This is a genomic window from Citrobacter sp. Cf116 (genome assembly GCF_030336505.1).
Classification (GTDB): domain Bacteria; phylum Pseudomonadota; class Gammaproteobacteria; order Enterobacterales; family Enterobacteriaceae; genus Citrobacter; species Citrobacter freundii.
The window spans coordinates 827,326-851,957 of sequence record NZ_JAOWEQ010000040.1 but is presented as its reverse complement, the minus strand read 5'-3'; the positions used below and the strand labels follow the sequence as shown (position 1 = coordinate 851,957).

At 50.3% G+C, this 24,632-nt stretch carries 21 protein-coding genes; 7 read left to right on the top strand and 14 right to left on the bottom strand.

Annotated features, from left to right (window positions below; translation table 11 throughout):
• Nucleotides 1-15: 15 nt before the first annotated feature.
• The 10 genes from OGV74_RS20690 to puuD all read right to left on the bottom strand — a co-directional run bounded on the left by OGV74_RS20690 (nucleotide 16) and on the right by puuD (nucleotide 9,995).
• Entirely contained in the window at nucleotides 16-873 is an 858-nt protein-coding gene (locus OGV74_RS20690) for a hydrogenase expression/formation protein (RefSeq protein ID WP_048219580.1), read from the bottom strand.
• The gene (gene hyaE / locus OGV74_RS20685; protein ID WP_008321015.1) at nucleotides 870-1,274 is read right to left on the bottom strand and encodes a hydrogenase-1 operon protein HyaE; all 405 of its coding nucleotides are present in this window, start codon (nucleotides 1,272-1,274) and stop codon (nucleotides 870-872) included. Before hyaE ends, OGV74_RS20690 begins: the two co-directional genes overlap by 4 nt.
• Nucleotides 1,275-1,279: 5 nt before the next feature.
• Nucleotides 1,280-1,861, bottom strand: a complete 582-nt coding sequence (hyaD, locus tag OGV74_RS20680; RefSeq protein ID WP_003838722.1) for a hydrogenase 1 maturation protease — start codon at nucleotides 1,859-1,861, stop codon at nucleotides 1,280-1,282.
• Nucleotides 1,858-2,592: a Ni/Fe-hydrogenase b-type cytochrome subunit gene (hyaC, locus tag OGV74_RS20675; protein ID WP_008321013.1), complete on the bottom strand. Its 735-nt coding sequence runs from the start codon at nucleotides 2,590-2,592 to the stop codon at nucleotides 1,858-1,860. Before hyaC ends, hyaD begins: the two co-directional genes overlap by 4 nt.
• Before the next feature lie 18 nt (nucleotides 2,593-2,610).
• Complete coding sequence (hyaB, locus tag OGV74_RS20670) at nucleotides 2,611-4,404, bottom strand: Ni/Fe-hydrogenase large subunit (protein ID WP_008321012.1); 1,794 nt, start codon at nucleotides 4,402-4,404, stop codon at nucleotides 2,611-2,613.
• Complete coding sequence (gene hyaA / locus OGV74_RS20665; RefSeq protein WP_071524462.1) at nucleotides 4,401-5,528, bottom strand: hydrogenase 1 small subunit; 1,128 nt, start codon at nucleotides 5,526-5,528, stop codon at nucleotides 4,401-4,403. Before hyaA ends, hyaB begins: the two co-directional genes overlap by 4 nt.
• Nucleotides 5,529-5,738: 210 nt before the next feature.
• On the bottom strand, nucleotides 5,739-7,019 hold the full coding sequence (locus OGV74_RS20660; protein WP_046669776.1) for an NAD(P)/FAD-dependent oxidoreductase: 1,281 nt from the start codon (nucleotides 7,017-7,019) through the stop codon (nucleotides 5,739-5,741).
• 2 nt (nucleotides 7,020-7,021) lie between these two features.
• The gene (gene puuC / locus OGV74_RS20655) at nucleotides 7,022-8,509 is read right to left on the bottom strand and encodes an aldehyde dehydrogenase PuuC (RefSeq protein ID WP_086503735.1); all 1,488 of its coding nucleotides are present in this window, start codon (nucleotides 8,507-8,509) and stop codon (nucleotides 7,022-7,024) included.
• Nucleotides 8,510-8,647: 138 nt separating this feature from the next.
• Nucleotides 8,648-9,205 carry an HTH-type transcriptional regulator PuuR gene (gene puuR / locus OGV74_RS20650; protein WP_003830877.1) on the bottom strand — a complete coding sequence of 186 codons (558 nt, stop codon included), beginning with the start codon at nucleotides 9,203-9,205 and terminating at the stop codon, nucleotides 8,648-8,650.
• Between the two features lie 25 nt (nucleotides 9,206-9,230).
• Nucleotides 9,231-9,995 carry a gamma-glutamyl-gamma-aminobutyrate hydrolase gene (gene puuD / locus OGV74_RS20645; protein ID WP_003838709.1) on the bottom strand — a complete coding sequence of 255 codons (765 nt, stop codon included), beginning with the start codon at nucleotides 9,993-9,995 and terminating at the stop codon, nucleotides 9,231-9,233.
• 212 nt (nucleotides 9,996-10,207) lie between these two features.
• On the opposite strand from puuD, the gene OGV74_RS20640 reads away from it, so the two are divergent.
• Nucleotides 10,208-11,626, top strand: a complete 1,419-nt coding sequence (locus OGV74_RS20640; protein ID WP_086503736.1) for a glutamine synthetase family protein — start codon at nucleotides 10,208-10,210, stop codon at nucleotides 11,624-11,626.
• 343 nt (nucleotides 11,627-11,969) lie between these two features.
• Nucleotides 11,970-13,358 (top strand): APC family permease, encoded by a 1,389-nt coding sequence (locus tag OGV74_RS20635; RefSeq protein WP_003838705.1) that lies wholly within the window; start codon nucleotides 11,970-11,972, stop codon nucleotides 13,356-13,358.
• A gap of 172 nt (nucleotides 13,359-13,530) precedes the next feature.
• Here OGV74_RS20635 and OGV74_RS20630 read toward each other — a convergent pair whose 3' ends face one another.
• Together OGV74_RS20630 and OGV74_RS20625 are read right to left on the bottom strand one after the other, a co-directional pair.
• Complete coding sequence (locus tag OGV74_RS20630) at nucleotides 13,531-15,753, bottom strand: EAL domain-containing protein (RefSeq protein WP_048219570.1); 2,223 nt, start codon at nucleotides 15,751-15,753, stop codon at nucleotides 13,531-13,533.
• Between the two features lie 504 nt (nucleotides 15,754-16,257).
• Entirely contained in the window at nucleotides 16,258-17,370 is a 1,113-nt protein-coding gene (locus OGV74_RS20625; protein WP_086503737.1) for an agmatine deiminase family protein, read from the bottom strand.
• A 403-nt stretch (nucleotides 17,371-17,773) separates the two neighbouring features.
• On the opposite strand from OGV74_RS20625, the gene OGV74_RS20620 reads away from it, so the two are divergent.
• On the top strand, nucleotides 17,774-18,337 hold the full coding sequence (locus OGV74_RS20620) for a DJ-1/PfpI family protein (RefSeq protein ID WP_008320993.1): 564 nt from the start codon (nucleotides 17,774-17,776) through the stop codon (nucleotides 18,335-18,337).
• A 56-nt stretch (nucleotides 18,338-18,393) separates the two neighbouring features.
• Here the strand turns inward: OGV74_RS20620 and OGV74_RS20615 are convergent, their stop codons facing one another.
• Together OGV74_RS20615 and OGV74_RS20610 are read right to left on the bottom strand one after the other, a co-directional pair.
• On the bottom strand, nucleotides 18,394-19,140 hold the full coding sequence (locus OGV74_RS20615; RefSeq protein ID WP_086503738.1) for an SAM-dependent methyltransferase: 747 nt from the start codon (nucleotides 19,138-19,140) through the stop codon (nucleotides 18,394-18,396).
• 10 nt (nucleotides 19,141-19,150) lie between these two features.
• Entirely contained in the window at nucleotides 19,151-19,408 is a 258-nt protein-coding gene (locus OGV74_RS20610; protein ID WP_003021255.1) for a YjhX family toxin, read from the bottom strand.
• 1,317 nt (nucleotides 19,409-20,725) lie between these two features.
• On the opposite strand from OGV74_RS20610, the gene pepT reads away from it, so the two are divergent.
• From pepT to OGV74_RS20590, 4 genes are all read left to right on the top strand, one after another.
• On the top strand, nucleotides 20,726-21,982 hold the full coding sequence (pepT, locus tag OGV74_RS20605) for a peptidase T (RefSeq protein ID WP_003021259.1): 1,257 nt from the start codon (nucleotides 20,726-20,728) through the stop codon (nucleotides 21,980-21,982).
• The gene (dcuC, locus tag OGV74_RS20600) at nucleotides 21,979-23,340 is read left to right on the top strand and encodes a C4-dicarboxylate transporter DcuC (RefSeq protein ID WP_003830889.1); all 1,362 of its coding nucleotides are present in this window, start codon (nucleotides 21,979-21,981) and stop codon (nucleotides 23,338-23,340) included. Before pepT ends, dcuC begins: the two co-directional genes overlap by 4 nt.
• A 322-nt stretch (nucleotides 23,341-23,662) precedes the next feature.
• The gene (locus tag OGV74_RS20595; RefSeq protein ID WP_086503739.1) at nucleotides 23,663-24,292 is read left to right on the top strand and encodes a DUF2913 family protein; all 630 of its coding nucleotides are present in this window, start codon (nucleotides 23,663-23,665) and stop codon (nucleotides 24,290-24,292) included.
• 96 nt (nucleotides 24,293-24,388) lie between these two features.
• Nucleotides 24,389-24,625 (top strand): hypothetical protein, encoded by a 237-nt coding sequence (locus tag OGV74_RS20590; protein WP_086503740.1) that lies wholly within the window; start codon nucleotides 24,389-24,391, stop codon nucleotides 24,623-24,625.
• Nucleotides 24,626-24,632: the final 7 nt, after the last annotated feature.

Here is a 24,632-nt window from a genome sequence, read left to right as displayed (position 1 = left end):
GGCCGGGAGAGAGGGTCAGACCGGTGGACCAGATGTCAGCCAGCCGCAGACTTCATCCAGACGCTGGAGCGAGTCGCGAAGATCTTCCGGCGCAGCCTGCACCAGTTCCGGTAATGGACAGATCTCATAACTTTCGAGCAGAAGCCCTTTCAGGGTATCCAGACAGCGCACATGCCAGACATGGCGCAGCGCCGTGGCGTCGATTTGGCTCTCGCCGTAGCCGATAGTGCGGATCTGGATGTGTCCTTCGCCACATAACCGAGCAAGAAACAGGCGATCCGCATCGCTAATTGGCAGTTGTGTGAGGTTAATGCTATGGGGTTGCAAGGCCGGATCGCGCACGTGCGCCAGCAGTTCCTGAGCCAGTGTCAGGCCATTCATTAGCCCGTCCACCGGCGGGGGCAACAGGCTGTCGTCCGGCAGTGTATTGAACGTTGCCGCCAGCCACAGTGCCCGCGGCGCGCTGCCTGCTTCCAGATGCTCCTCCCACTGCCCGTTGTCATTCTGACAACGCACCCGCCAGATACCGCAGAAAATCGACTCCTGGATCTCGCATGCTCTGCCGTCAGCATGCTGGATGCGCACTGAAACTTCGCCTTCGCCGAGCAGCGTATTCAAAAACGTGAGATCGTCTGCGTTGAGCGCGGATAGATCCCATCCCAGCACGTCCTGTTTGGCGGGAATGCGCCTCCTGAGCTGCTGGCGCACATCGGCTAACAATGCCATCACCGCCGGACTGTGCGGGCAGTTTTCCAGTGATGCCATGCTGGGGTCGCTGTTGACCTGGCAGGTGAGGGGTAAGGGATTCATGCTGAAGCTGTCATCGTCCGGCTGCGTTCCCGGCCCCAGCAGATGAAAAAAAGTGTCGCTCATCGTTCAGACTCCGGCGGCGTGCGTGGTTCAACTAAGGGGCGCATCAGGTTGAGCAGATCGGCCCACGGGTGGATGCCGCTGAGAATGCCGCTCAGTTCGCCGTGGATAAACACCAGTGTGGCCGGGAAGCGGAATACGCCATAACGATCGCCAATCGCCTCGCTATGCTCGAGATCCGCCATGGCGATGTGCCAGTCAAACTGAGGAAACTCGCGGAGCAACTCGGCAATCATCACCGGATTATCGCTGACTTCCGGTGTACGGCGGGGATCGCTACTGAGTAACACCACACCGTCGCGAACGTGGGTTATCCAGTCATCCAGTTCGGGCGCGGTTAGCGGCTGCCAGCCTCGTGCCAGCATACGTTGCCATAGAGCAGGAAAAGGGTTGTCATTCAACATGTTGCTTATCTCTCCAGCGTTACGCGATACTGGCGAATATGCACGCCTTCATAGTTTTCCATCGACAGGCATTCATAGTTCAGGCAACGCGTTTCATCGTTGGTCTGTGGCACAATCCCCCACGCAGCCAGTTGCGTAAGTGCGGCCTGCTCCGCCGCCGGAAGCTGAGCACGCGCGATGTCGGTCAGGCTGCCGCCATAGTCGTCCAGCTGTACCGGTTGAAGTCCTACAAGGGCGATGTGCGGGGGCAGATGGCCGCGAATGTCCGCCAGCGCCAGCACTTCGGAGAAGCTGTTCTGATGCAGACTCATTTTTTTGGCGCTGAGGTAACTGGGGACTTTTTCACCGGCGTAGGTTTGCAGGGTGCCCGGCGCGAGACCGTAGTCGATGGCGTCCAACAGCAGCAGATGACTGGCCTGCTCAACGTAGCCCAGCAGATTCAGCCCCTGCGTGCCGCCGTCGACGATCTCAACGTATTCCGGCCAGTGATAATGGGCGTACAGGCGTTCGGCGACGCGAATACCAAAGCCTTCGTCTGCCCACAGCAGGTTGCCTAGACCCATCACGATGACGTGTGGTTCGCTCATGACGCCTCCTTGTCGTGCTGACGTCGGGTAAATTTGTGGCTACGGTAGCCATTGACCATGGTGGAGATGACGGTATCGTCAGACATGATGTCCTCACGAATCGCCATATACACATGGCCTACGATGAAGGCGGCGATGAACCACATCCCCAACCGATGCCAGCTGTGGATATCGAGAGAGTTCCCGCCGGTCCAGTAGAAAAACTCCGTCACATAGCGGAAAGGGGTAAAAATGGCGTACTGGCTATGTTCGCTGTATAAGGCAAAACCGGTGAGGATCATAAAAACGGAGAGCAGGAAATAACCGCACATCGCCACCTGCGCGATGGGGTTATGACCGATATCATCTCCCGGTTTTTTTTCCAGAAACAGATACCAGCGCACGACCGAAAACGCGCCTCGCCACCAGCTGCGCCGCCAGACCGGCACGATAAAAAGTTCTCGTGAATAGCGATTACCGACGAAGGCCCAGTAAATGCGCATCAGCAGGATCACCGTGAACACCATGGCGGCGGAGAAATGTATCAGCCGGATGTCGCCCATATAGAACAGATAAGTGGCCTCACCGCTGACCGACGGCAGCGGTCGGCCAATGAAGTATCCGGTCACCATCAACACCAACATGCAGCCGACCGTCAGCCAGTGCCACAAGCGCACAGGCGCTTCAAACACATAGTGGCTGATAGCGGTATCACGCGCCTCCCCGACGCGTGGGGATGTTTTTCCAGTCATCGTTCCGTTCCTTAACGCTTAGCGAACCTGGACGGCGATAAGTTCGCTGCCGTCGTCGCCGAGTACGTGGGTTGAACATGCCAGGCAGGGGTCGAAGCTGTGCAAGGTGCGTAGGATCTCCAGCGGTTGATCCGGTATCGCCATTTGGGTGCCCATCAGCGCCGCCTCGTAAGCACCAATTTGTCCCTTCGGATCGCGCGGGCTGGCATTCCAGGTGGTCGGCACCACACACTGATAGAGATCGATTTTCCCGTCGCGAATCGATGCCCAGTGACCTAACGCGCCGCGCGGTGCTTCGGTAAAACCGATCCCGCGGCACTGCTGTGGCCAGCTTTCAGGCTCCCATTTTTCGGTGTTTGCGGTCGCCAGATTACCGTTTTTCAGGTTGGTCATTAGCTTGTCGAAGAAATATTGCAGTTTGCTCACGGCCCACTGGGCTTCGTGCGCGCGGCACAGAATACGCCCCAGCGTCGACTGCATACCCGAAAGCGGCAGCTTGAGGGCAGACATCATGCGATCGACGGATTCAATCGTGGCGGCATCCCCTTTGTGATAGGCAATCAGCGTGCGCGCCAGTGGTCCAACTTCCATGGCGTGTCCGCGCCAGCGCGGGGCTTTAATCCACGAATAGCGTTCCTGTTCGTTGAGCTGTTTGATATCAATATCGCTGCCTTTGACATCGCCCGGGTTATACCAGGGTTCAGTAATCCCTTCGAACGGGTGACGACCTAATTGATCGTCCGGATAACGGTACCAGGCATGATCGACAAACTCCTGAATTTGTTGCTGATCGGCCAGATCCACTGGCAGCACGTTTTTAAAATCACCGTTAATCACCGCGCCGCCTGGCATCAACAGGCTCTTCGCGCTGAAGTCATTGGCGATATCCGGGAACGCGCCGTAGCTCAAGACGCACTTATCAGAAAGCCCGGTGCCAATCTGGCTCCAGGACTTATTGAACTGACCGATAGCCAGCGCGTCAGGCACCATGACGTTGTTGATGAAATCAGCGGTGCGGGTGATGATCGACTGCACCAGGTTCAGGCGTTCCATATCGACTGCGCCAACCGCGCCGCGCTGATCGATATTAATCGCGCACGGCATACCGCCGACAATCCAGTTAGGATGCGGGTTCTTACCGCCAAACACTGTATGGATTTTGATGATCTCGCGCTGAAAATCGAGAGCTTCCAGATAATGGGCAAAGCCCATCAGGTTAGCCTCAGGCGACAGTTTGTACTGCGGGTGACCCCAATAACCGTTGCGGAAAATCCCCAGTTGACCGCCGTCGACAAATTTCTTCAGGCGATTTTGGACGTCAAAAAAGTAACCAGGGGAGGACTTCGGCCAGGCAGAAAGGCTTTGCGCCAGCTGTGATGTGGCGCGCGGATCTGCTTTCAGGGCATTCAGCACGTCAATCCAATCCATTCCGGCTAACTGGTAAAAGTGCACCAGATGGTCGTGGCACCACAGCGTCGCCAGCATAATATTGCGAATGATGTTGGCGTTGTCGGGCACCTTGATGCCAATGGCATCTTCAATGGCATACACCGATGCCAGGGCATGTACGCCGGTGCATACTCCGCAAATACGTTCGACAAAGGCCCAGGCATCGCGAGGGTCGCGCCCCTGCAGAATGATCTCCAGTCCGCGGAACATGGTGCCGCAGGAAACCGCGTTGGTGATGATATTCTGCTCATCAATGTTCACTTCACAACGCATATGGCCTTCAATGCGGGTTATGGGGTCCACAACCAGGCGGCGACCCGCATTGTTTAACGTATATCCCTGGGTTTGATACGAGTTGCTCATGCCTGGTTATCCTCTTTGTCCGGCTGCGGTTGTTCGGCTTTAGTTAACTGCTGTTTGTGGCGGTTATGTTGATTGACGGCGCTGGCGACTGCGTGGACGCCGACACCAGCCGCCACTACGCCAAGCGCGGTGAGGCCCACGGTGTCAGCGGTAGAATGCGTTCCCATCTGTGGAATATCGACCACGCGGCTGTAGAACGAACCGCGATCCCAGAAGCCGTTCTCCGAACATCCCAGACAACCGTGGCCGGACTGGATGGGGAAGGAAACTCCGCCATTCCAGCGGGTGGTGGAACAGGCGTTATAGGTGGTTGGCCCCTTGCAGCCCATTTTGTACAGGCAATAGCCTTTGCGGGCAGCGTCATCGTCCCAACTTTCAACGAACTCCCCGGCGTCAAAGTGGGCGCGGCGGTAGCATTTGTCATGAATACGCTGACCATAAAACATCAGCGGACGCCCCAGACGATCGAGTTCCGGCAGCCTTCCAAAGGTCACCATGTAGGTAATGATGGCGCTCATGACGTCTGGAATCGGCGGGCAACCGGGCACTTTCACGATAGGCTTATCGGTAATCACTTTATCGATCGGTGTTGCCTGAGTTGGGTTAGGCCGGGCAGCCTGCACGCAGCCCCAGGAGGCGCAGGTGCCCCAGGCGATAATCGCGCTGGCACCGGCGGCGGCTCTTTTAAGCTTTTCAATAAACGGTCGCCCGCCACTAATGCAGAACATCCCTTGCTCTCCCAGCGGAGGATTACCTTCGACGGCCAGAATGTATCGGCCGTGGTAGCGGCTTAGAATGTCTTCAAAGACCTCTTCGGCCTGTGTTCCGGCGGCGGCCATCAGTGTGTCGTCGTAATCAAGGGAAATCAGAGAGAGGATGACGTCTTTGGCGAGTGGGTGAGAGGAGCGGATAAATGATTCGGTACAGCAGGTGCATTCCAGACCGTGGATCCAGACGACCGGGATCCGGGGTTTGTTTTCCAGCGCCCAGGCGATTCTGGGCGTCATTCCGGCTCCCAACCCTAGCGATGTTGCCGCGAGGCTACAATATTTAAGAAAACTGCGTCTGCTCACGCCCTTGCGGCGCATCGCCTGATAAAAGGTCTCCTCGTTATTCGTATTCATAACACGCGTTTCTTCCCCCGTTGAGTTCTGGCGCACGCCGCCAGCGATAATCTAAAAAAGCCTATCCGATTAGCGGGGAGAAACAATGCAAAGTGTGTGGTTATGTCCTATTGCGATATTTTCGTGCCTGTTATCTGTTTTTCGCTTATTCGGCAATAAAAAAACGCACAGGGGGGACCGCCCTGTGCGTCGGGTTTATCGCGGAAGAACTTAAACCCCAAGGCGATCACGTAAGCTGTAATAGGCCGCGCCCATGGCGGTAAACGGAATGCGCAGGCTGCGGCCTCCCGGGAACGGGTAATGCGGCAGTTTGGCGAAAGCGTCAAAACGCTCGGCATCCCCGCGCAGCAGTTCCGAAATCAGCCGTCCTGCCAGGTGGGTACAAGTCACGCCGTGGCCGCTGTAGCCCTGCATATAGTAAATGTTGGTATCAAGACGGCCGAACTGCGGCATGCGCGACAGCGTTAACAGGAAATTACCGGTCCAGCGGTAATCAATTTTTACCCCCTGCAATTGCGGGAAGGTCTTCAGCAGTTTCGGCATCACCAGACGCTCAATATCGTCCGGATCGCGAGCGCCGTAGACTACACCGCCGCCGTACAGCAGGCGGTTATCGCCGGTCAGACGGTAGTAATCCAGCAGGTAGTTACAATCTTCAACGCAGTAGTTTTTCGGGATCAGCGAGCGCGCCATCTCCGCCGACAGCGGTTCGGTGGTTAACACCTGCGTGCCACACGGCATGCTGCTTTTTGCCAGCGCAGGTTCCAGTTTGTCGCCGAGGTAGGCGTTGCCCGCGACAATCACAAAACGTGCCGTAACCTGACCTTTTTCGGTGCTGACCACTGCCGGGCTGGTGTGCTGAATACGGGTGACTGGCGACTGTTCGAACACGCGCCCGCCGTTCAGACGAATGGCGTTAGCCTCGCCAATCGCCAGGTTTAGCGGATGAATATGACCACCGCTGTGGTCGAGTAGCGCGCCGACATAACGATCGCTGCTGACTTCGCGGCGAATTTCGCTGCTATCCAACAGTTCAAGCTGCGTATTGCCGTAGCGTTCCCAGTTCGATTTCTGCTCCTCCAGCGTTTCCATCTGTTTGTGGTTCAGGGCCACAAACAGCCCGCCAGGACGATAGTCGCAGTCGATCTGATAACGTTTGATACGTTCGCGAATGATATTGCCGCCTTCAAACATCATACTGCCAAGCATTTTAGCGGCGTCCGGGCCGTAGGTGCGTTCAATGACGTCGATATCGCGACTGTAGGAGTTCACCAACTGGCCACCGTTGCGCCCGCTGGCTCCGAAGCCAATTCGTGCGGATTCCAGTAGCACCACGTCGTAACCCATTTCTGATAAATGCAGGGCGGAGGAGAGTCCGGTATAACCACCGCCCACGACGCAAACATCACAGCTTACCGATTCGCTAAGGGTCGGGAACGGTTCGTACTGATTGGCGCTTGCGGCGTAATAACTGCTGGTATGTTCAGTCATGATTAAGACTCCAGGGAGATCCAGATGGTTTTTAATTCGCTAAATTTTTCCAGCGCATGCAGGGATTTATCGCGTCCGTTACCGCTTTGCTTATAGCCGCCGAATGGCACGGTCATATCACCGTCGTTGTAGTTATTCACGAAGACCGAACCGGCCTTCAGGCGGCGACTCATGCGGTGCGCGCGCGACAAATCGCGGGTCCAGACCGCGGCGCCCAGACCGTAGTCGCTGTCGTTGGCCAGCGCCAGAGCTTCGGCTTCACTGCTAAAACGGGTGATGACCAGTACTGGCCCGAAAATCTCATCGCGGCTGACGTGGGCTTGCGGCGCGGTGTCGACAAAAATAGTCGGGCCGATGGCCGCCGGGTGTACGTGGCTGCGGCCATCCAGCGCCAGCGTGCCTTGCGCTTCACCGTCGCGAATAAAACTGTGTACGGTGTCGGCATGCGTGTTGTCGATAAGCGTGCCCATCGTGGTTTCCGGATCCAGCGGGTTGCCCGGCTGCCAGTTTTTCGCCTGCTCTTTTAAAAGCGCGATAAACTCGTCGGCAATATTTTCTTCCAGCAGCAGACGCGTACCGGCGATACAAACCTGGCCCTGGTTATAGAAAATACCTGCCGCTGCATTAGCGGCGGCTTTCGGCAGATCCGGGCAGTCGGCAAATACGATGTTGGCACTTTTACCGCCGGCCTCCAGCCAGACGCGTTTCATGTTGCTGTCGCCAGCATCTTTGAGCAGTTGCTTGCCGGTGCGGGTCGAGCCGGTAAAGGTGATCACATCAACATCCGGATGCAGCGACAGTGCCTGGCCCGCCTCGTGACCGTACCCGCTCACAACGCTGAGCACGCCATCGGGCAAACCTGCTTTTTTAGCCAGTGCGGCCAGGCGAATCGCGGTCAGCGGTGATTTTTCGGAAGGCTTGAGGATCACGCTGTTACCCGCAGCCAGAGCCGGGCCGAGTTTCCAGCAGGCCAGCAGCAGGGGAAAATTCCACGGCACGATGGCCGCAATCACGCCCACCGGTTCGCGGACAATCAGCGCTAAATCGTTCACCGAGGTAGTGGCAACTTCACCATAGACTTTATCTATCGCCTCGGCGTACCAACGGATGGCGCGTGCCGCGCCGGGAATATCATCACGCAGGCTATGGCGAATCGGTTTACCGGTGTCGAGCGTTTCCAGTAGCGCCAGCTCCTCGTGATGCTGCTCCATTAAATCGGCGAGTTTGTGCAGCACCGCTTTGCGCTCTGCGGGTGATGCCTGCGACCAGTCCCCGCGTTCAAACACGGTGCGGGCTGCGGTGACCGCGCGGTCAACATCCGCTTTTTTGCCGCGGGCGACTTTGGCGAGCGGGCGTTGTCCTGCCGGATCCTGGGTAATAAAGGTTTCGTTATCGGCGGCGGCACAATATTCGCCGTTAATAAATAAACGGGTTTCCGGTGAATAATGGCTGGCTTTCTCACGCCAATATTTAAGATTCTGAAAGTTCATAGCTACTCCTTTTATATCAATAAGATAAAGTTCGTTGCTGATCTTTTTCAGGCAAAATCAGGCTGCACGATACCCCAGGGATGTACCCTGTTAATGCGCGTTATTTAAGAAGGCCTGAGAAACTCAGGCCGCTACTTATTAGAACGTGGTGGGAGTGTGGGCACTGATGATGCGGCAGATCCCCGCCGAAGTGTTGCTGAAGCTGTGTGGTATGCCGGTGTTAATGGCATAGCTTTGCCCTGCAACAAGAGGATACGTTTGACCGTTGATGGTCAGTATCACTTCACCTTCCAGTATTGTGCCAATCTCTTCACCCTGATGTTTAATTCTCTCCCCGGTTGTCGTGCCTGGCTGATAGGTTTCAAACATCATTGCCAGCGTACGATTCGGATTTCCGTTGTGTACCAGCTTCATGGATACTCCCTGACTCCCGATCTCAATCAAATCATCCTGATTGATAACCACCTGCGGTTCGTCAGGCTTTTCCGGTTCCGCGAAGAACTCGGAGAGCGACAGCCCATATACTTTCAATAGCTTTTGCAGCGTACTGATGGCAGGACTGACTTTATCCTGCTCTATGGTGCTGATGGCGCTATGCGTTAACCCAGACAGTTCGGCGGCACGACGCTGCGAAAGACCCAATTGCTGGCGGATCTCTGACAAACGTTTACCCGGCGCCAGGCCGTCATCGCTCATAATTGCATTTCCTTAACTGTAGTGGTCAGAGTCGCTGTTTTTCAGCGAGGTGGTTCTGACAAGCGGTGATAAAACCTTCAAGTAACAAACGCGACAGGGCGTATTCGCTACTGTTCCATTCCGGGTGCCACTGCACGCCGAGCGCGAAAGGATGGTCATGGACGCTGGCCGCTTCCACTAATCCATCCTGCGAGCGTGCTTCCACGCGCAGCTGCGGGCCAAGGGTTTTTGCGCCCTGACCATGCAAGGAGTTAACCCAAAACGTGCTGCAACCTGGTATTAACTGAGATAGCAATCCTCCCTGTTGAACCTGGACTTCATGAGATGGCGCATATTGCTGCTCCACCGGGAGTTCCGCATCTTCACGATGTTCCAGGAACTGTGAGTGATCGCACAGGCGACGATACAGAGTCCCGCCAGTGGCGACAACTAATTCCTGTAAGCCCCGGCAGATGGCGAAAATGGGAATGCGCCTTTCGAGCCCGGCGGTAATTAGCGCCATGCTCAGAAGATCACGCCCGGGATCGGCGTCAGACTCATCGCCATTTTCACCATAGAGGTGCGGCTGCACATTGCTTGGGCTTCCTGGCAGGAAGATACCATCCAGTTTCGGTAACAGCGCGTTCAGCAATTCTGGTTCCGCGAGCGCATGGGGCAGCGCTATCGGTAATCCACCGGCATTTAATACCGCATTCAGGTACTTTTCTTGCAGAGTCTGGGTCTCATGACCCTTAAGCCTGTTCCTACACATCACTACACCAATAACTGGCTTGTCAAATATATTGCCCATGATCGACCTCACGTTTTGGAATAAATTATTGCCAAACGGTTCCTTGTTGTGCAATTCCGTTCATTATTTTCTCAATCTAGCAGCGGAATAACCTTCTAGCAAACTTAATTTAACATTTGACAAACAATTTGTTTGCATCCAGAGTCGAATGGTGGACATTATATTTAACAGTCAAATCACAGAGCAGCTTACCAGGCCAACGGCGGTGAATCATGGAAACCAATATCGTAGAAGTTGAGAATTTTGTTCAGCATTCTGAAGAGAGACGAAGTAGCGCGTTTGCGCGCGAAGTTAAGCAGTATCTGGAACGCTATCCTAATACGCAGTATGTGGATGTGCTGTTAACCGACCTTAATGGTTGTTTTCGCGGTAAGCGCCTTCCGGTTGCTGGATTGCATAAGTTAGAGAAAGGCTGCTATTTCCCGGCATCTGTTTTCGCGATGGATATTCTTGGCAATGTGGTCGAAGAGGCGGGATTAGGCCAGGAGCTTGGCGAACCGGATCGGACTTGTGTACCGGTGGCAGGCACGTTAACCCCTTCGGCCGCCGATCCTGAATTTATTGCACAGATGATGCTGACGATGCTGGATGAAGATGGCGCTCCCTTTGACGTTGAGCCGCGGAACGTACTGAACCGACTCTGGCAGAAACTTCGCCAGCGCGGTCTGTTCCCCGTCGTAGCGGTAGAGCTGGAGTTCTATTTACTCGATCGTAAGCGCGATCCCGAAGGTTATCTGCAGCCGCCGTGCGCGCCGGGTACGGACGATCGCAATACCCAAAGTCAGGTTTACTCGGTTGATAACCTGAACCATTTTGCTGATGTGTTAAACGATATCGATGAACTGGCCCGTTTACAGCTGATCCCGGCTGACGGCGCAGTGGCTGAAGCCTCCCCTGGGCAGTTTGAAATCAACCTCTACCATACCGATAACGTGCTCGACGCCTGCGATGACGCGCTGGCGTTGAAACGTCTGGTACGGCTGGTGGCGGAGAAACATAAGATGCATGCCACGTTTATGGCAAAGCCTTATGAGGAGCATGCCGGTAGCGGGATGCATATCCACATCAGCATTATGAATAATAAAGGCGAGAACGTGCTGGCCGATGCGAATGGCGATGATTCCATGTTACTTAAGCGTGCGCTTGCCGGGATGATTGATCTGATGCCCGCATCAATGGCGCTGCTGGCGCCGAATGTGAACTCTTATCGCCGCTTCCAGCCGGGTATGTATGTGCCGACTCAGGCTTCCTGGGGGCATAACAACCGTACGGTGGCGCTGCGTATTCCCTGCGGCGATCGTGATAACCATCGGGTTGAATATCGCGTGGCAGGGGCGGATGCCAACCCGTATCTGGTGATGTCGACCATCCTGGCGGGGATCCTTCACGGTCTGGATAACGATCTGCCGCTGCAGGAAGAAGTGGAAGGCAACGGACTGGAGCAGGAAGGGCTACCGTTTCCTATCCGCCAGAGCGATGCGCTGTGGGAGTTTATGCAAAACGACAATCTGCGTGAATTATTGGGTGAGCGTTTTAGCCACGTGTATCACGCCTGTAAAAACGATGAATTAATCCAGTTTGAACGTCTTATCACCGACACTGAAATTGAGTGGATGTTGAAAAACGCCTGACAGTCGTACAGGTCATTTAAAAAGAAGTCGCATCATGCGGGCTGAGCGGAGCCAGCCCGTCAAAATTGCAGGAATACCTGCCATTTCCCGGATGTCGCGTAATGGAGCGCGGGCGACAACGGGTCTTCAGATAACCGACAGAGTTTGTGACGAGGAAATGTGATGATGCCAATGTTTAAAAACCAGCCCCGCGTGAGCATCCATGGCTCCCGCAGTAAGTACGGACCGCATCTGTGCCGTGCAACATTGACGCCTTTCTTATGGCTTTCTACCCCGATACGACCCAGGTCTGCTGTTCCCACATTTCGAACGCAGATCTGGGCTCGTCGCGGGGAGGAAAGCTATGTCGACTAATTCTTCTGTGGATCTTGCAGCCCAGCCGGGCAAAGCACAGCTGCGTAAATCTCTCAAGCTGTGGCAGGTAGTGGTGATGGGGCTGGCCTATCTCACGCCGATGACAGTGTTTGACACCTTTGGCATTGTTTCGGGTATCAGCAATGGCCATGTTCCAGCCTCCTACCTGCTGGCCCTGGCGGGCGTACTGTTTACCGCCATCAGTTACGGAAAGCTGGTGCGCCAGTTTCCGCAGGCCGGTTCGGCCTATACCTATGCGCAAAAAGCGATTAATCCGCATGTGGGGTTTATGGTCGGCTGGTCGTCACTGCTTGACTACCTTTTCCTGCCGATGATTAACGTACTATTGGCGAAAATTTACCTTTCCGCGTTATTCCCGGGGGTTGCGCCATGGATTTGGGTGGTGCTGTTCGTGGCGATCCTTACCGCGGCCAATTTGAAAAGCGTTAACCTGGTGGCGAACTTCAATGCCCTGTTTGTCCTGGTGCAGGTGGCGATCATCGTGGTGTTTATTTTCCTCGTGGTGCAGGGGCTGCACAAAGGCGAAGGGGTCGGGACCGTCTGGTCGTTGCAACCGTTTATCAGTCAGAATGCGCATTTGATTCCGATTATCACCGGGGCGACCATAGTCTGCTTCTCGTTTCTCGGCTTTGACGCGGTAACGACTCTGTCTGAAGAGACGCCAGATGCTGCGCGCACCATTCCAAAAGCCATTTTTCTTACCGCGCTGTACGGTGGACTGATCTTCATTGCCGCCTCGTTCTTTATGCAACTGTTCTTCCCGGACATTAGCCGATTCAAAGACCCGGATGCGGCGCTGCCGGAGATTGCGCTGTACGTCGGCGGCAAGTTGTTCCAGTCTATTTTTCTGTGCACCACCTTTGTGAATACGCTGGCGTCAGGTCTGGCGTCGCATGCCAGCGTTTCTCGCCTGCTGTATGTGATGGGCCGCGATAACGTCTTCCCGGAGAAGTACTTTGGTTATGTCCATCCAAAATGGCGTACTCCCGCGTTGAACGTCATCATGGTCGGGATTGTGGCGCTGTCGGCCCTGTTTTTTGATCTGGTGACCGCCACGGCGCTGATTAACTTTGGCGCGCTGGTGGCCTTTACCTTCGTTAATCTGTCCGTGTTTAACCACTTCTGGCGTCGTGAAGGACGTAAGCATACCTGGCAGGAAAAGTTGCACTATCTGGTATTGCCAATGGTCGGTGCCGCCACGGTAGCCGTACTGTGGGTGAATCTGGAAGTGACATCGCTGACGCTGGGACTGGTATGGGCCGGCGTCGGGCTGGTGTATCTCGCGTACCTGACCGGACGCTTTCGTAAACCGCCGCCGCAGTTTGACGCCGCGAAATCTGAGCGCGCTTGGGAGTGATGGAAACGGAATCGATCGATGTGTTTGGTTGAGTTGGGTTAAAAATGAAATACGGTATGTCGCGGCAAACGGTCGCGGCATACCTGATTTAAATGATGTACCACTTGCTTTAGGGAATAAAAAAACCGGCACGGGAGCCGGTAAGTGGAACAATGTAGGAATATAATTATTATTATAATTCAGCCAACTCAATAGGAACGGGTTTCCCTATATGGTATCCCTGTAACCAACCAATACCCATGGTAATTAGCATCTTTTCAATTTCCTCATTTTCAACAAACTCAGCTACTACTTCCATGTTTTTGAGTTTTGCTACTTCGCAGAAGGATCTGACGGCGCATCGACTAAATTCATCGGTCAGTATATTACGGATGAAGGAGCCATCAATTTTCAGAATATCTGCGTCTAATGTTCTGAGTCGTGAATAGCTTGACGCCCCTGTGCCAAAATCATCAATAGCAATTTTAGAACCGGCTTTACGTAATGCTCTCAGAACATCAGTGACATTAGCGTTGTCAATGATATCTGATTCAATGACTTCAAAAATTATACGTTTAGGTGCGATGGAATATTTTCTAAACAATGTGAAAACATTATCAAGAAAATCAATTTTATTAAGCGAGTCAGGTGTCAGATTAATGGAGAAATGACTGTTCGGGTCAGATTTCTGCCGTGACTGTATAAAACGAAATGTTTGCTCAATAACAGTGATATCCAGTGCAGGAAGTAATCCTGCCTCGCGAGCAACCGGTAGGATGGTGTCTGGAAAGATTAACTTACCATCAACCATTTTTATCCGAATAAGTATCTCGTGATAACGTGTCAGTCCCGTAGTTGAAACGATAGGCTGAACAACCAGCATCGTTGATACGATGGGTTGAGCCATAAGCTCAAACGATTTTCTGTCAATTGCTTTTTGCAACATATGACGAATGACAGCCTGACTGACAATTTTATCACCTGGCACCTGCGGGCTGAGTAACAACGGTTGTCCCTGCATTAACGAGATGTAGCTTTGGGTATTAAGATGTTTAATTGCTTGTGATAAATTTTTAATCAGGTTTTTCTCGGTGGTATATGCCACACCACAAGATAGTCCCAATTGGTAATCCTTCCAGATAAAACGAAAAGAGTTTAGGTCTTTGTAAAGAGCAGGAATGTCAGGGACAGTATTAAGGCGAAGAATTATTCCATGACCTGGTGCGTAATAAATGTTACCTGTATCCTTAATCAATTTACGTACATATGCGCTTAGCGCTTTTACAAATTCAAAACGGAATTCTATTCCATGAGTTTGCTCCAGCGTATTCAACTCTGTACAACGGATGTAACACAAGCACTCTGTTGCGTGTTTACGGATGTCCATTTGCAGGGCCTGAAAGTTAGGCAGTCCGGTATTAGGCTCTGATCTAAAAAGTTGTTTGAGGCGGCGGAGATATTTTCGGTTACGGACCACAAGTACACCGGTAACAACAATCGTAAGAGAAAAGACAAACACTATCGTGGAGGAAATCACGAGACTATGTAAATAATTATTATAGTTATCCGGTGAAATATAACTGTTTATATAATATCCCAACAGGATGAGCATTGTTACCCATACAGGGGATATAAAAGCATGGCCAATGCAGATCACTCCCCACAGCATTACTGGAAGTAACCACAGTAATGAATAGTCTGTAAATATAAGAATATCTTCTCTGATGACGATCAAAGCGGACATAATGCAGAGTAACAGCACCAGCCATAATACTTGATACAGAATAGGAGGGCCGGATTTTATCAGCGTCTTCACTTGTCTGATGTATAAAATGCACCATGCAGGGTTTTGAACGCTTCTAAGCAACAGATAACAAAAAGGGATGCCAGTCAGGCAAGAGTTCATCAACCACTGTAAGTTAATTAGTGTTTGTAGTGTAAAAAGGTTTGTGATCGGTACAGAGGCAGTGTTCGACTGGAGCCAGTGATCAATCGAGATGAATAGTAAGGCGTTGCAACACACGAGCCAGACAATACGCAGGGTTGTAAGCTGGCTACGACCAAAGCTAACCGCGCCTCGTTTACCTGTCGAGAAAAAGTAGAGTGTCTGGCTAATGAGAGCAGCCAGTAGCTGAGCCGTTAGCGTGAATACCGAAGATAAAGAGTAAGAGTAAAGGGCATACAAGAAAAAGGCACCCAAAATTGGCAGCGCCTTTTGCCGGTATAAAACCAGCAGTGCAGAAATAAGAGGTAAAGTGAGATCGTAAAAATGCAGGGTTATACCCGCAACATCCTCTTGCTTACTGAGATGACCAGCGATCAGCTGTAATGCAAAAAACGCGATGCCTACACAAAAATAGTCTCTAAATGTATTAATAAAATTTATATTTTCAGTTTTTCTTAGCAATATCATCATTCGCAATTCTCAGTGAGTTATCACCGTTCTCGATTTAAGTCATCTACTTAAAACAGGTTAGACTGGAGGTTTGAAATGTGTATTTTTGGATGTTTTCGCTAATTGAAAACCATTCTAAAATATGTTATGTAAATTTTTTAAAGGTAACCCTCGATAATTTCCGTGTGTTTCACAACGCAGGGAAGAACAATCTTTATGGCTGTGCTGATAATAAAAATTCCGTCAGTAGCCATTATTTAAGACAGAATAGACGATCGATAAAAACGATCAATATAAATCTTTTGATAGATTTTATCGATAGGTTTGGCAGATCATAAATACCACGAAAGATCGATAAAAGCTATTAAAATGTTATTTTTTAATGGTGTTTATTTCATAAATGTTAATTGAGCACTTTGTTTATTAAAAATTAACCTATGCAGGCATCCTTCTAAAGGAATTATTATGATATTGGCGGGAAAGTGAGTTTCCCCACCTTCCCACAATACACTCAATTGTTAATCATTAACGAGGTTGCTGCTGTGTCGCGCAGTGAATGCCGCCGCCGCCAGCCGCAATGCCATCAATATTCAGTTGTATAATTTCACGATCGATAAACAGCTCCTGCAAAATAGCATGGGTATTACGATCGGTGCGCTTATCGCCAAATTGTGGTGCAATGACGGCATCATTACACAGATAAAAATTGATATACCCTGCGGCAAAATCATCACTCGCATAAGTCTGGCGGATGGTAGAAGGTCCTTCCAGCGTGACGACCTTCAACCGTCGGCCTTTGGCATCCGTGGCGGCTCGTAATATGTCCAGATGACGTCGGGTGATCGCGTAATCAAAGGACGACGGATCCTGCTCAAGACCTGTCACCACCGTACCCGGATGCGTGAACCTGGCATAAAAATCTGTATGGCCGTCGGTAATATCCTTGCCGGCAATACCCGGCAACCAGATGATTTTCTCCAGACCTAGCAGTCGCTTAAGTTCTTCTTCGCATTCGGCTTTGCTGACGCCGGGATTACGGTTGGAGTTAAGCACGCAGCTCTCGGTAATAATCGCCGAGCCTTCGCCGTCTACCTCAATACCGCCACCTTCCAGAGTCAGCGCCGAGCGGATGAACTCGGTATGAACGTAATCAGTAACGAATTCAGCCACATCGGCATCACGTTCGTGCTCTTGCTTATTGCCCCAGCCGTTAAAATTAAATCCCACACCGCCGAGCGCACCGCTGGCGCTTTTCACAAACACCGGCCCGGTGTCGCGGATCCACAGATCGTCTATCGGGTGAACCAGAAGATTGACCGACGGTCCGCACAGACGCGCGGCGAGTTCGCCGTCTTCTTCGCGTACCAACATATTTACGGGTTCAAATGCGGCGATGGTTTTAGCAACTAGCGCCAGGTTTTCCTGCACCACTGGTAGCAGATGAGGCTCCCAGATCTCCGCACTGGCACCAAACGCCATCCAGGTTGCCGCATGCGGTGCGCCTTCATCCGGCATTTGCCAGCGGCGGTCCTCTGTTGCGCGGGCAAATTGGCTAAAACTGATGCCTGTCATACCGGCGAGTAGCATACTCGTTGAAGTCACCAGACCTTGCCAGACGAACGAACGTCTTGTCATCATAGGATTAACCTTTGCGTATATTTATCTGATATTGGATGAATAAAATAATAATAGATAATTAATGTTCTGCGTATTTTAAATATTGAATAACAAATGAATTGATTGCGGATAAGTTTCATGCGGAATATATCATAGGAGATATTCGTTGCAATCTCTTCGTTTTATATTATGAGTGAAATTGACTACTATTAAAATTTCTCAACTATATATTTATATATAATTTATATTTATCAGCATGAACATGTGTCACACCGTTGGCTCTGAAGCCCCGTCTGACGGGCCTTGCCGCGGATTGTGATCTGGCCGATTGTTCTGTTGTATTTATTAATGCCATGAACCGTGTGGACTATAGTAAAGATGGCCGTTATTTCTCATCATTAATAACCGTGAGTGGGGGATGTGAATGAAGAAGATACTGATGCTGGTCGGAGATTATGTCGAAGATTATGAAACAATGGTGCCTTTTCAGGCTTTGCAAATGCTTGGGCATCGTGTGGATGCCGTCTGTCCGGAGAAAAGTCAGGGTGACTACGTTCAAACCGCCATTCACGATTTTGATGGGGCGCAGACATACAGTGAAAAGCCGGGGCATCGTTTTACGTTGAATGCGAATTTTGCCGAGGCGCGGGCCGCCGATTACGACGCTCTGTTGATCCCCGGCGGGCGTGCTCCGGAATATCTTCGACTGAATCCAGATGTCATTAAGCTGGTGCAAGATTTCAACACTGCCGATAAACCTATCGCTGCGGTTTGTCATGGGCCCCAACTATTAGCGGCGGCGGGAGTGTTAGAAAACCGGACCTGTAGCGCTTATCCGGCCTGTGCGCCTGAGGTCCGTCTGAGCGGTGGACATTATGCCGATATTGGCATTGATCAGGCCCACGTTGATGGCAATCTGGTGACGGCACCAGCATGGCCCGCGCATCCGCAATGGTTAGCTAAATTTGTTGAAGTATTAATGAAGTAAGCGACGATGAGATGAAAAAGTCGGTATAACCAGCCTGGCTATACCGACAGGAGATATTACCTCCGCATGAGTGCGAACACGCCCCACCCGATATATTCCCGGGTGAAGGTAACGTGGCGTGCTGGTGAACTTCTCAGTTGCTCTCTGACTTCGACGGCAAACTCATCGTCCGGATTTGCCTCAAGCCACCGGCGCATCGTCAACCATTTTGCCGCCTCGTATCTGTCCCAACCCTCCTGGTCCGCCAGTACCATTTCAACCACGTCATAACCGAGCTGGTCGAAAGACGAAACGCGTTCTGGCAGAGAGAGAAAATCAGTCACTGAAGTCGCGCCGCAAGACTTAGCGATCTCCTCCGTTGCGGGTATCTGGCGCCAGTATGGTTCGCCGATGAGCAGCATCCCGCCTGATTTGAGACTTTGTTCCAGCTGTTTGACCGTTCCGGCAACGCCGCCGGCAATCCAGGTTGCACCAATGCAGGCGGCAATATCGAATTTTTCTTCGGCGATATAACCTGTTGCATCGGCATGAATAAAACGCACGTGCTCAGTGACGCCCAATTCACTTGCCCGCAGGGTGGCTTGCTCGCTGAATAACTGGCTCATATCGATACCAACGCCGGAAATTCCATGATCGCGTGCCCAGGTGCACAACATCTCGCCAGAGCCGCTGCCGAGATCCAGGATGCGGGTTCCTGGAGTCATCCGTAAAACCTGACCTAACGTTGCATATTTCTGCGCGGTGAACGGATTATGAATGCGATGTGCGCTTTCGCTGATTGTAAAAATCTTCGGGATATCCATCTCTCTCTCCTTAGCGATTATCCAGTTGGGCGCGAACGTTGTTCAGCCCAGTGGTATTGATGCGGTAGGGCTGACCATTGACGGATTTGATCAGTTTTTTCGTTCTGAGCTTTTTGAATACATCGAGCGTGCAGTCGCAGAGCAGTAACCCTTCGCGGCTATAGCATTCGACGGAAGTGACACGACCTGATGCATCACGGACGTGAGCAATACGGCCACCTTTGGCGAGTACGTGTAAGGTACGTTGTTCCTGACGGGATAAATTCATACTGGAAAACCTGTTTAATCATCATGTGCAAAACGTGCAAACACACAGTGGTGTCCGCATTCGATTTCGGCGCATTGATAACCAGTCCGGCCTGAAAAGGTCGGTAAGCTGATTATCTGATGATTACATTCTCCAGCATCAAAGCCTCGGGTTGAGTTGATAGATATTTACCTGCTGAATCATACCAGCCTGGACAAGTAGGGGAATCGTCCTGTTGGGAAAATGTGATCTATGACTAAAAATTGCGTTTAGCTTATTTTATAATTTTTTAACTCTCAGCTAGCTGAGCGGTGTATGAATGTATTAAATTTATTGAATTTTCAGACATCGTCAGTAGCGGTATTGGTCGTAATGATGTGTAGTTGGTCTCACTTGCGTCACACTATAGATTAGTGATATTTAATCTTTTCTTATCTTAATTTTGTTTTATTTGATAAACAGGTCTTTATTATAAAAAGAATTTTTAATGGTGTTTGTGTTTAATTCTATTTAGGAATTTTCTTAACGTCATGAAGTGTGTATACTCAATCCTGCAAGAAGCTCTTCTGTTATCATCAAAACTATAAAAATGTCCTTAACACCCGTATTACCTCTGCCCTGTATCTCTTCTCAGGGGAGAGGTTTTTTTTCTGTATATTATTTTGATAGTCGTCATAAATAGATAATTTAATATTATTGTTCTTGTTGTTTTACATTAGTGATGACGACAGATTTTTTTCTCTGAATCATACGTTACTATTGAAATAGTATCGCTATGAATCTATTTTATAGTGAATAGTGTAATTTTATATTTATTTATAGCGGTATTATATAATTTTTCTTATAACTGCCTGTTTTTCAGCGTTATGTTAATTCTCGCTTTTGAAATAATTGTGATTTTGTTCACGGATTTTAGTGCGTTAAGTGGCTATTTGTAGAGAGGTGCAAACGGTTGCATTTTGCTGTTACAGCATTCGTTCATTAAAAAATATAGCGATGGTATATCTTGTGTCGGTATTGGGTGCAAGAATCTAAATGATTTTTATTATCTCTTAGATATACGAATACCGTTTATGACTTCTGTTAGCTTAACACCATGGAAAATGCAGTAAAAACAGACAGGGAATATGATTTTATCAATCAGAACGGAGCTTTTAATCACTGGCATAATTACTGGCTTTTTATCTTCCTTTTTATAAATCGTTGTCGTAATGCCCATAAAGTCAGCATTCTGGGATGAGTGCTGATTTTATTTTGTTCTCAGATTATTCAACCCACGCTGTATGCAGGTCTTCTCTTGCAGTACCTCGTAAATGATACATTAAAGGATCTCCTGGAATGGATATTGTTGAACGCTTTATTAACTACACGAAAATCAATACCACGACCTCAAGGGAAAATGGTGCTAATGGGATAATGCCTTCTTCACCTGGTCAAATGGAACTGGCAAAACTGCTGGCAGTAGAACTTGAAGCATTAGGAATGGAAAACATTGAGGTCAGGGATACCGCTATTGTGACAGCGACATTACCTGCAAATACGGACGACGCGATCCCTGTCGTTTCCTTTTTTGGTCATCTCGATACCAGTGCGGAACAGACTGCGGACACAAAAGCACAACGTCTTCACTACAGCGGTGGGGATTTGTGTCTGAACCAGGAGCTAAAAATTTATCTGCGCGAAAGTGAATTTCCAGAACTGAAAAATTATATCGGTGATGACCTGCTGGTGACGGATGGTACCAGTCTGTTGGGGGCAGATGATAAAGCCGCCATCGCCGCGATTATGAATGCCCTGGAGTACCTTGTCGCACATCCGGAGATTAAGCATGGGCCGGTGAAGGTCGGTTTTGTTCCTGATGAAGAGCAGGGATTACGAGGTGCAAAAGCATTTGATGTTGCGGCGTTTGGGGCTGATTTTGGCTATACCCTGGACTGCTGCGGCATTGGAGAATTTGTCTATGAGAACTGGAACGCGGGTGATGCTGAAATCATCTTTACCGGCCAGTCCGCACACCCTATGTCGGCCAAAGGTAAGCTGAAGAACTCTCTGCTGATGGCGCATAAGTTTATTGCGATGCTGCCCGGAGGAGAGGCGCCTGAGTATACGGAAGGACGCGAAGGGTATTACTGGGTAAAACAACTTCAGGGTAACAGTGCCCGTACGGTACTTAAGCTGGATATCCGGGATTTTACCGAAGAGGGGTATAAGGCGCGTATGGCATATATCCGCCAGCTGGCCGTCAGCACCTGCGCGCTGTGGGGAGAAAACAGCGTGGTCTGCCATTTAACCGATCGCTATGCCAATGTGTTCAATAGCTTGCAGGGCGATGCTCACTATCCGATTGATATTGCGTTACGCGCGTATCAGAAGTGTGGCATTACCCCGCAACCTGTCGCCATGCGTGGTGGATATGATGGCGCAGTGTTATCGCAGAAAGGACTACCTTGCCCGAATATTTTTACCGGTGCCCATAACTTTCATTCGATTTATGAATACCTGCCGGTGCGTTCACTGCGGGCCGCCAGCGATGTCGTGGTAGCGGTCATTGAGGAAACCTTTGCTGAGTTCGCGCAGGGGAGAGCTCAGTCATGATTCAGGTGTTAATTGCCCTACTGGTGATCGTGGTGGTCGCGCGTCTGATCCTGAAAGGTTATCGCGCTGAACCCGTGTTGTTCATTGCTGGCCTGGTGTTGATGATTTGTACGGCGTTAACCGGATGGGGTTCTGTATTACCGAAGGGTGTTGCCAGTACGGGGATTTCATTTCTCGATCCTTTCGAGGTGATGCGCGATCTCTTTAGTACGCGTGCCGCCGATCTCGGCCTGATGATCATGGCGCTCATGGGATTTGCGCATTACATGGATCATATCGGGGCAAATGAAGCGGTTGTGCGGGTTGTGACGAAACCTTTGCGCGCGCTGCGTTCGCCCTATGTGCTTCTATTTTTCTCCTATCTGCTCGCCAGCCTCCTGCAGTTGGCCATTCCATCCGCCACCGGGCTAGCCGTGTTGCTGATGGGGACGATGTTCCCCATTATGCTGGGGTTAGGGCTTTCTGCGGCCTCAGCCGCTGGGGTTATTGCCACCTCGCTTGGTGTGGCATATACCCCGACGGCCATCGATGCTATCAGGGGATCTAAAGCGGTCAATATGGATGTGGTGGAATACGTTGTTTACCACCAGGGACCCGCAGCGCTGGCAACCGTGCTGGTCGTCGGCGTCTGCCATTTCTTCTGGCAGCGGCATTGCGACCGTAAAGCGGGGACGCTTCCAAGAGAAATCGGTAGCGCTGAGGTGACTGACTCAGGAAAAGCCCCGGCTTTTTATGCGCTGCTCCCGATGCTTCCGATACTGATGGCGGTGGGATCATCGGAAATGTTTGTCAGTGGTATTAACCTGAATATTATCACCATTGTGCTCATTTCGATGGCTGTCTGTATGTTGATTGAATGGCTGCGGGTGCGTGATTTAAAGTCAGTATGCGAAGGATTCAGCCATTTCCTTAAAGGCATGGGCACCGCCTTTACCGGGGTAGTTGGGCTGCTGGTTGCGGCAGGTGTTTTTGCCCACGGGATTAAAGTTATTGGTGCCATTGATCAATTAATCCTGATGGCGGAGCACGTGGGATTACCCCCATTTGCTATGGCGGTGGTGTTTGCGCTGGTGACGCTGGCGGCAGCAATTATTATGGGATCGGGTAATGCGCCATTCCTTGCTTTCGTTGAGCTGATCCCGCAAATCGCGGCAAGTATGGGCGCTAACGCTGTTGCCATGATCCTGCCGATGCAGCAGGCATCACATATGGGGCGGGCAATTTCACCGGTTTCCGGCGTGGTGATTGCCGTTTCCAGTGGGGCGAAAATAACGCCATTTGATGTGGTTAAACGTACCGCCGTACCGCTGATTGTGGGCTTTGTAACTCATACCCTGATCATCGGTATTTTCTATTAACTTCGTTTGTAACAAGCAAACTTCCGGCCTGCTAAATGTCCGGTAGTTTGCTTTTTCTGATTACAGCTCTCATCACCGCAGATGATATTGATTACTGGTGATTATTATTAACTTTTATCTTTATCGCATTATTCTTATTGGACATTGTTGAGCTATTCTGGATTAATGATTAATAAGTATGATGTATTGTATTTGCACGTTTATTACATAGGAATAAGTTAACCTGGATCATATTTTGGCGATTTTAGTTGTAGTAATTTTTTAATAGAGTAATACAAGAATAACGTGGAATAACAATGACGATTTATTTGGGCAGGTTTAAGTGGTAAGGGATTCTGGAAGAGTTAGTACGTTACGACATCATTATCAGGATGATCTGGAAACATTTACCTGGAGTGCGTTAGTTGCAATTGGTATCGCAATAAAGGATCATAAGATCTACTCCAAAATGTCAGAGCATCTATTCATTATGCATTGGCTGGCTATTGCAAAAAAAAGAAAAATATTTTCGAAGAGCATTGTCAGTGAGCTTCAGTGGCTAATTGATGAGGGGAAGAAAAAAAGCATCAATGCACAACTTAAATTTAAAATAGAATATTTGTACGCCACGTCGAGTGGTGACGTGATAATGCAAAACGACTATTTTAAATTTACTCATACGATTGAAGTATTGAGAAATAATGGATGGGAGAGCTTTCTGCTCACTCCAGAGAAGTGGCAAGGACTTCATGAAAGTATTAAGGTCAGAAAAGGTGACTTTATCTTTATGGATGATGCCCGGCTTCAGGAGTGCTTTGGCGTGCAGGGCGAGATTGTCAAACCTTTCTGTATTCGAGTGTACGGCGATGTTGAGTTTGCAAAGTTAACGTTCATCAAACATAACCTGCCGGTTGAATTTGTGAAACACATTTCGAATGAGTTTCATTATTTCAATTTTCTTTCTGTTAAGTAATGCTTAATTGATATAGAGGAAAAATTTCTGTTTGTTCAAAGAGTAGTGATCTACTTGTGAAAGTATCGGATATATACCACGCGCAAAGGATAGCGAATGTTTACTCGAAAGTTAGTGATTACAACCGAATGGATAAGGTTGTCGGATACGTCAGACAATATGTCCATTTCTTTTCGGGGCGTTCTTGAGATCGGTGAAAGCACAGTTGTGCCAGATGACAATACACCTCTACTTCGTTTAGAAAATGACATGGCACCTATCGTCGTTGATGCGTTATCATGGGTGAGGGTGCCAGTTGAACGCCATGAAAATGTTATCGTCTATATTTTCTGAATCCGGG

Coding starts and splice junctions, on each gene's coding strand:
- OGV74_RS20690 (WP_048219580.1), bottom strand. CDS start 873: ATGAGCGACACTTTTTTTCATCTGCTGGGGCCGGGAACGCAGCCGGAC.
- hyaE (WP_008321015.1), bottom strand. CDS start 1,274: ATGTTGAATGACAACCCTTTTCCTGCTCTATGGCAACGTATGCTGGCA.
- hyaD (WP_003838722.1), bottom strand. CDS start 1,861: ATGAGCGAACCACACGTCATCGTGATGGGTCTAGGCAACCTGCTGTGG.
- hyaC (WP_008321013.1), bottom strand. CDS start 2,592: ATGACTGGAAAAACATCCCCACGCGTCGGGGAGGCGCGTGATACCGCT.
- hyaB (WP_008321012.1), bottom strand. CDS start 4,404: ATGAGCAACTCGTATCAAACCCAGGGATATACGTTAAACAATGCGGGT.
- hyaA (WP_071524462.1), bottom strand. CDS start 5,528: ATGAATACGAATAACGAGGAGACCTTTTATCAGGCGATGCGCCGCAAG.
- OGV74_RS20660 (WP_046669776.1), bottom strand. CDS start 7,019: ATGACTGAACATACCAGCAGTTATTACGCCGCAAGCGCCAATCAGTAC.
- puuC (WP_086503735.1), bottom strand. CDS start 8,509: ATGAACTTTCAGAATCTTAAATATTGGCGTGAGAAAGCCAGCCATTAT.
- puuR (WP_003830877.1), bottom strand. CDS start 9,205: ATGAGCGATGACGGCCTGGCGCCGGGTAAACGTTTGTCAGAGATCCGC.
- puuD (WP_003838709.1), bottom strand. CDS start 9,995: ATGGGCAATATATTTGACAAGCCAGTTATTGGTGTAGTGATGTGTAGG.
- OGV74_RS20640 (WP_086503736.1), top strand. CDS start 10,208: ATGGAAACCAATATCGTAGAAGTTGAGAATTTTGTTCAGCATTCTGAA.
- OGV74_RS20635 (WP_003838705.1), top strand. CDS start 11,970: ATGTCGACTAATTCTTCTGTGGATCTTGCAGCCCAGCCGGGCAAAGCA.
- OGV74_RS20630 (WP_048219570.1), bottom strand. CDS start 15,753: ATGATGATATTGCTAAGAAAAACTGAAAATATAAATTTTATTAATACA.
- OGV74_RS20625 (WP_086503737.1), bottom strand. CDS start 17,370: ATGATGACAAGACGTTCGTTCGTCTGGCAAGGTCTGGTGACTTCAACG.
- OGV74_RS20620 (WP_008320993.1), top strand. CDS start 17,774: ATGAAGAAGATACTGATGCTGGTCGGAGATTATGTCGAAGATTATGAA.
- OGV74_RS20615 (WP_086503738.1), bottom strand. CDS start 19,140: ATGGATATCCCGAAGATTTTTACAATCAGCGAAAGCGCACATCGCATT.
- OGV74_RS20610 (WP_003021255.1), bottom strand. CDS start 19,408: ATGAATTTATCCCGTCAGGAACAACGTACCTTACACGTACTCGCCAAA.
- pepT (WP_003021259.1), top strand. CDS start 20,726: ATGGATATTGTTGAACGCTTTATTAACTACACGAAAATCAATACCACG.
- dcuC (WP_003830889.1), top strand. CDS start 21,979: ATGATTCAGGTGTTAATTGCCCTACTGGTGATCGTGGTGGTCGCGCGT.
- OGV74_RS20590 (WP_086503740.1), top strand. CDS start 24,389: ATGTTTACTCGAAAGTTAGTGATTACAACCGAATGGATAAGGTTGTCG.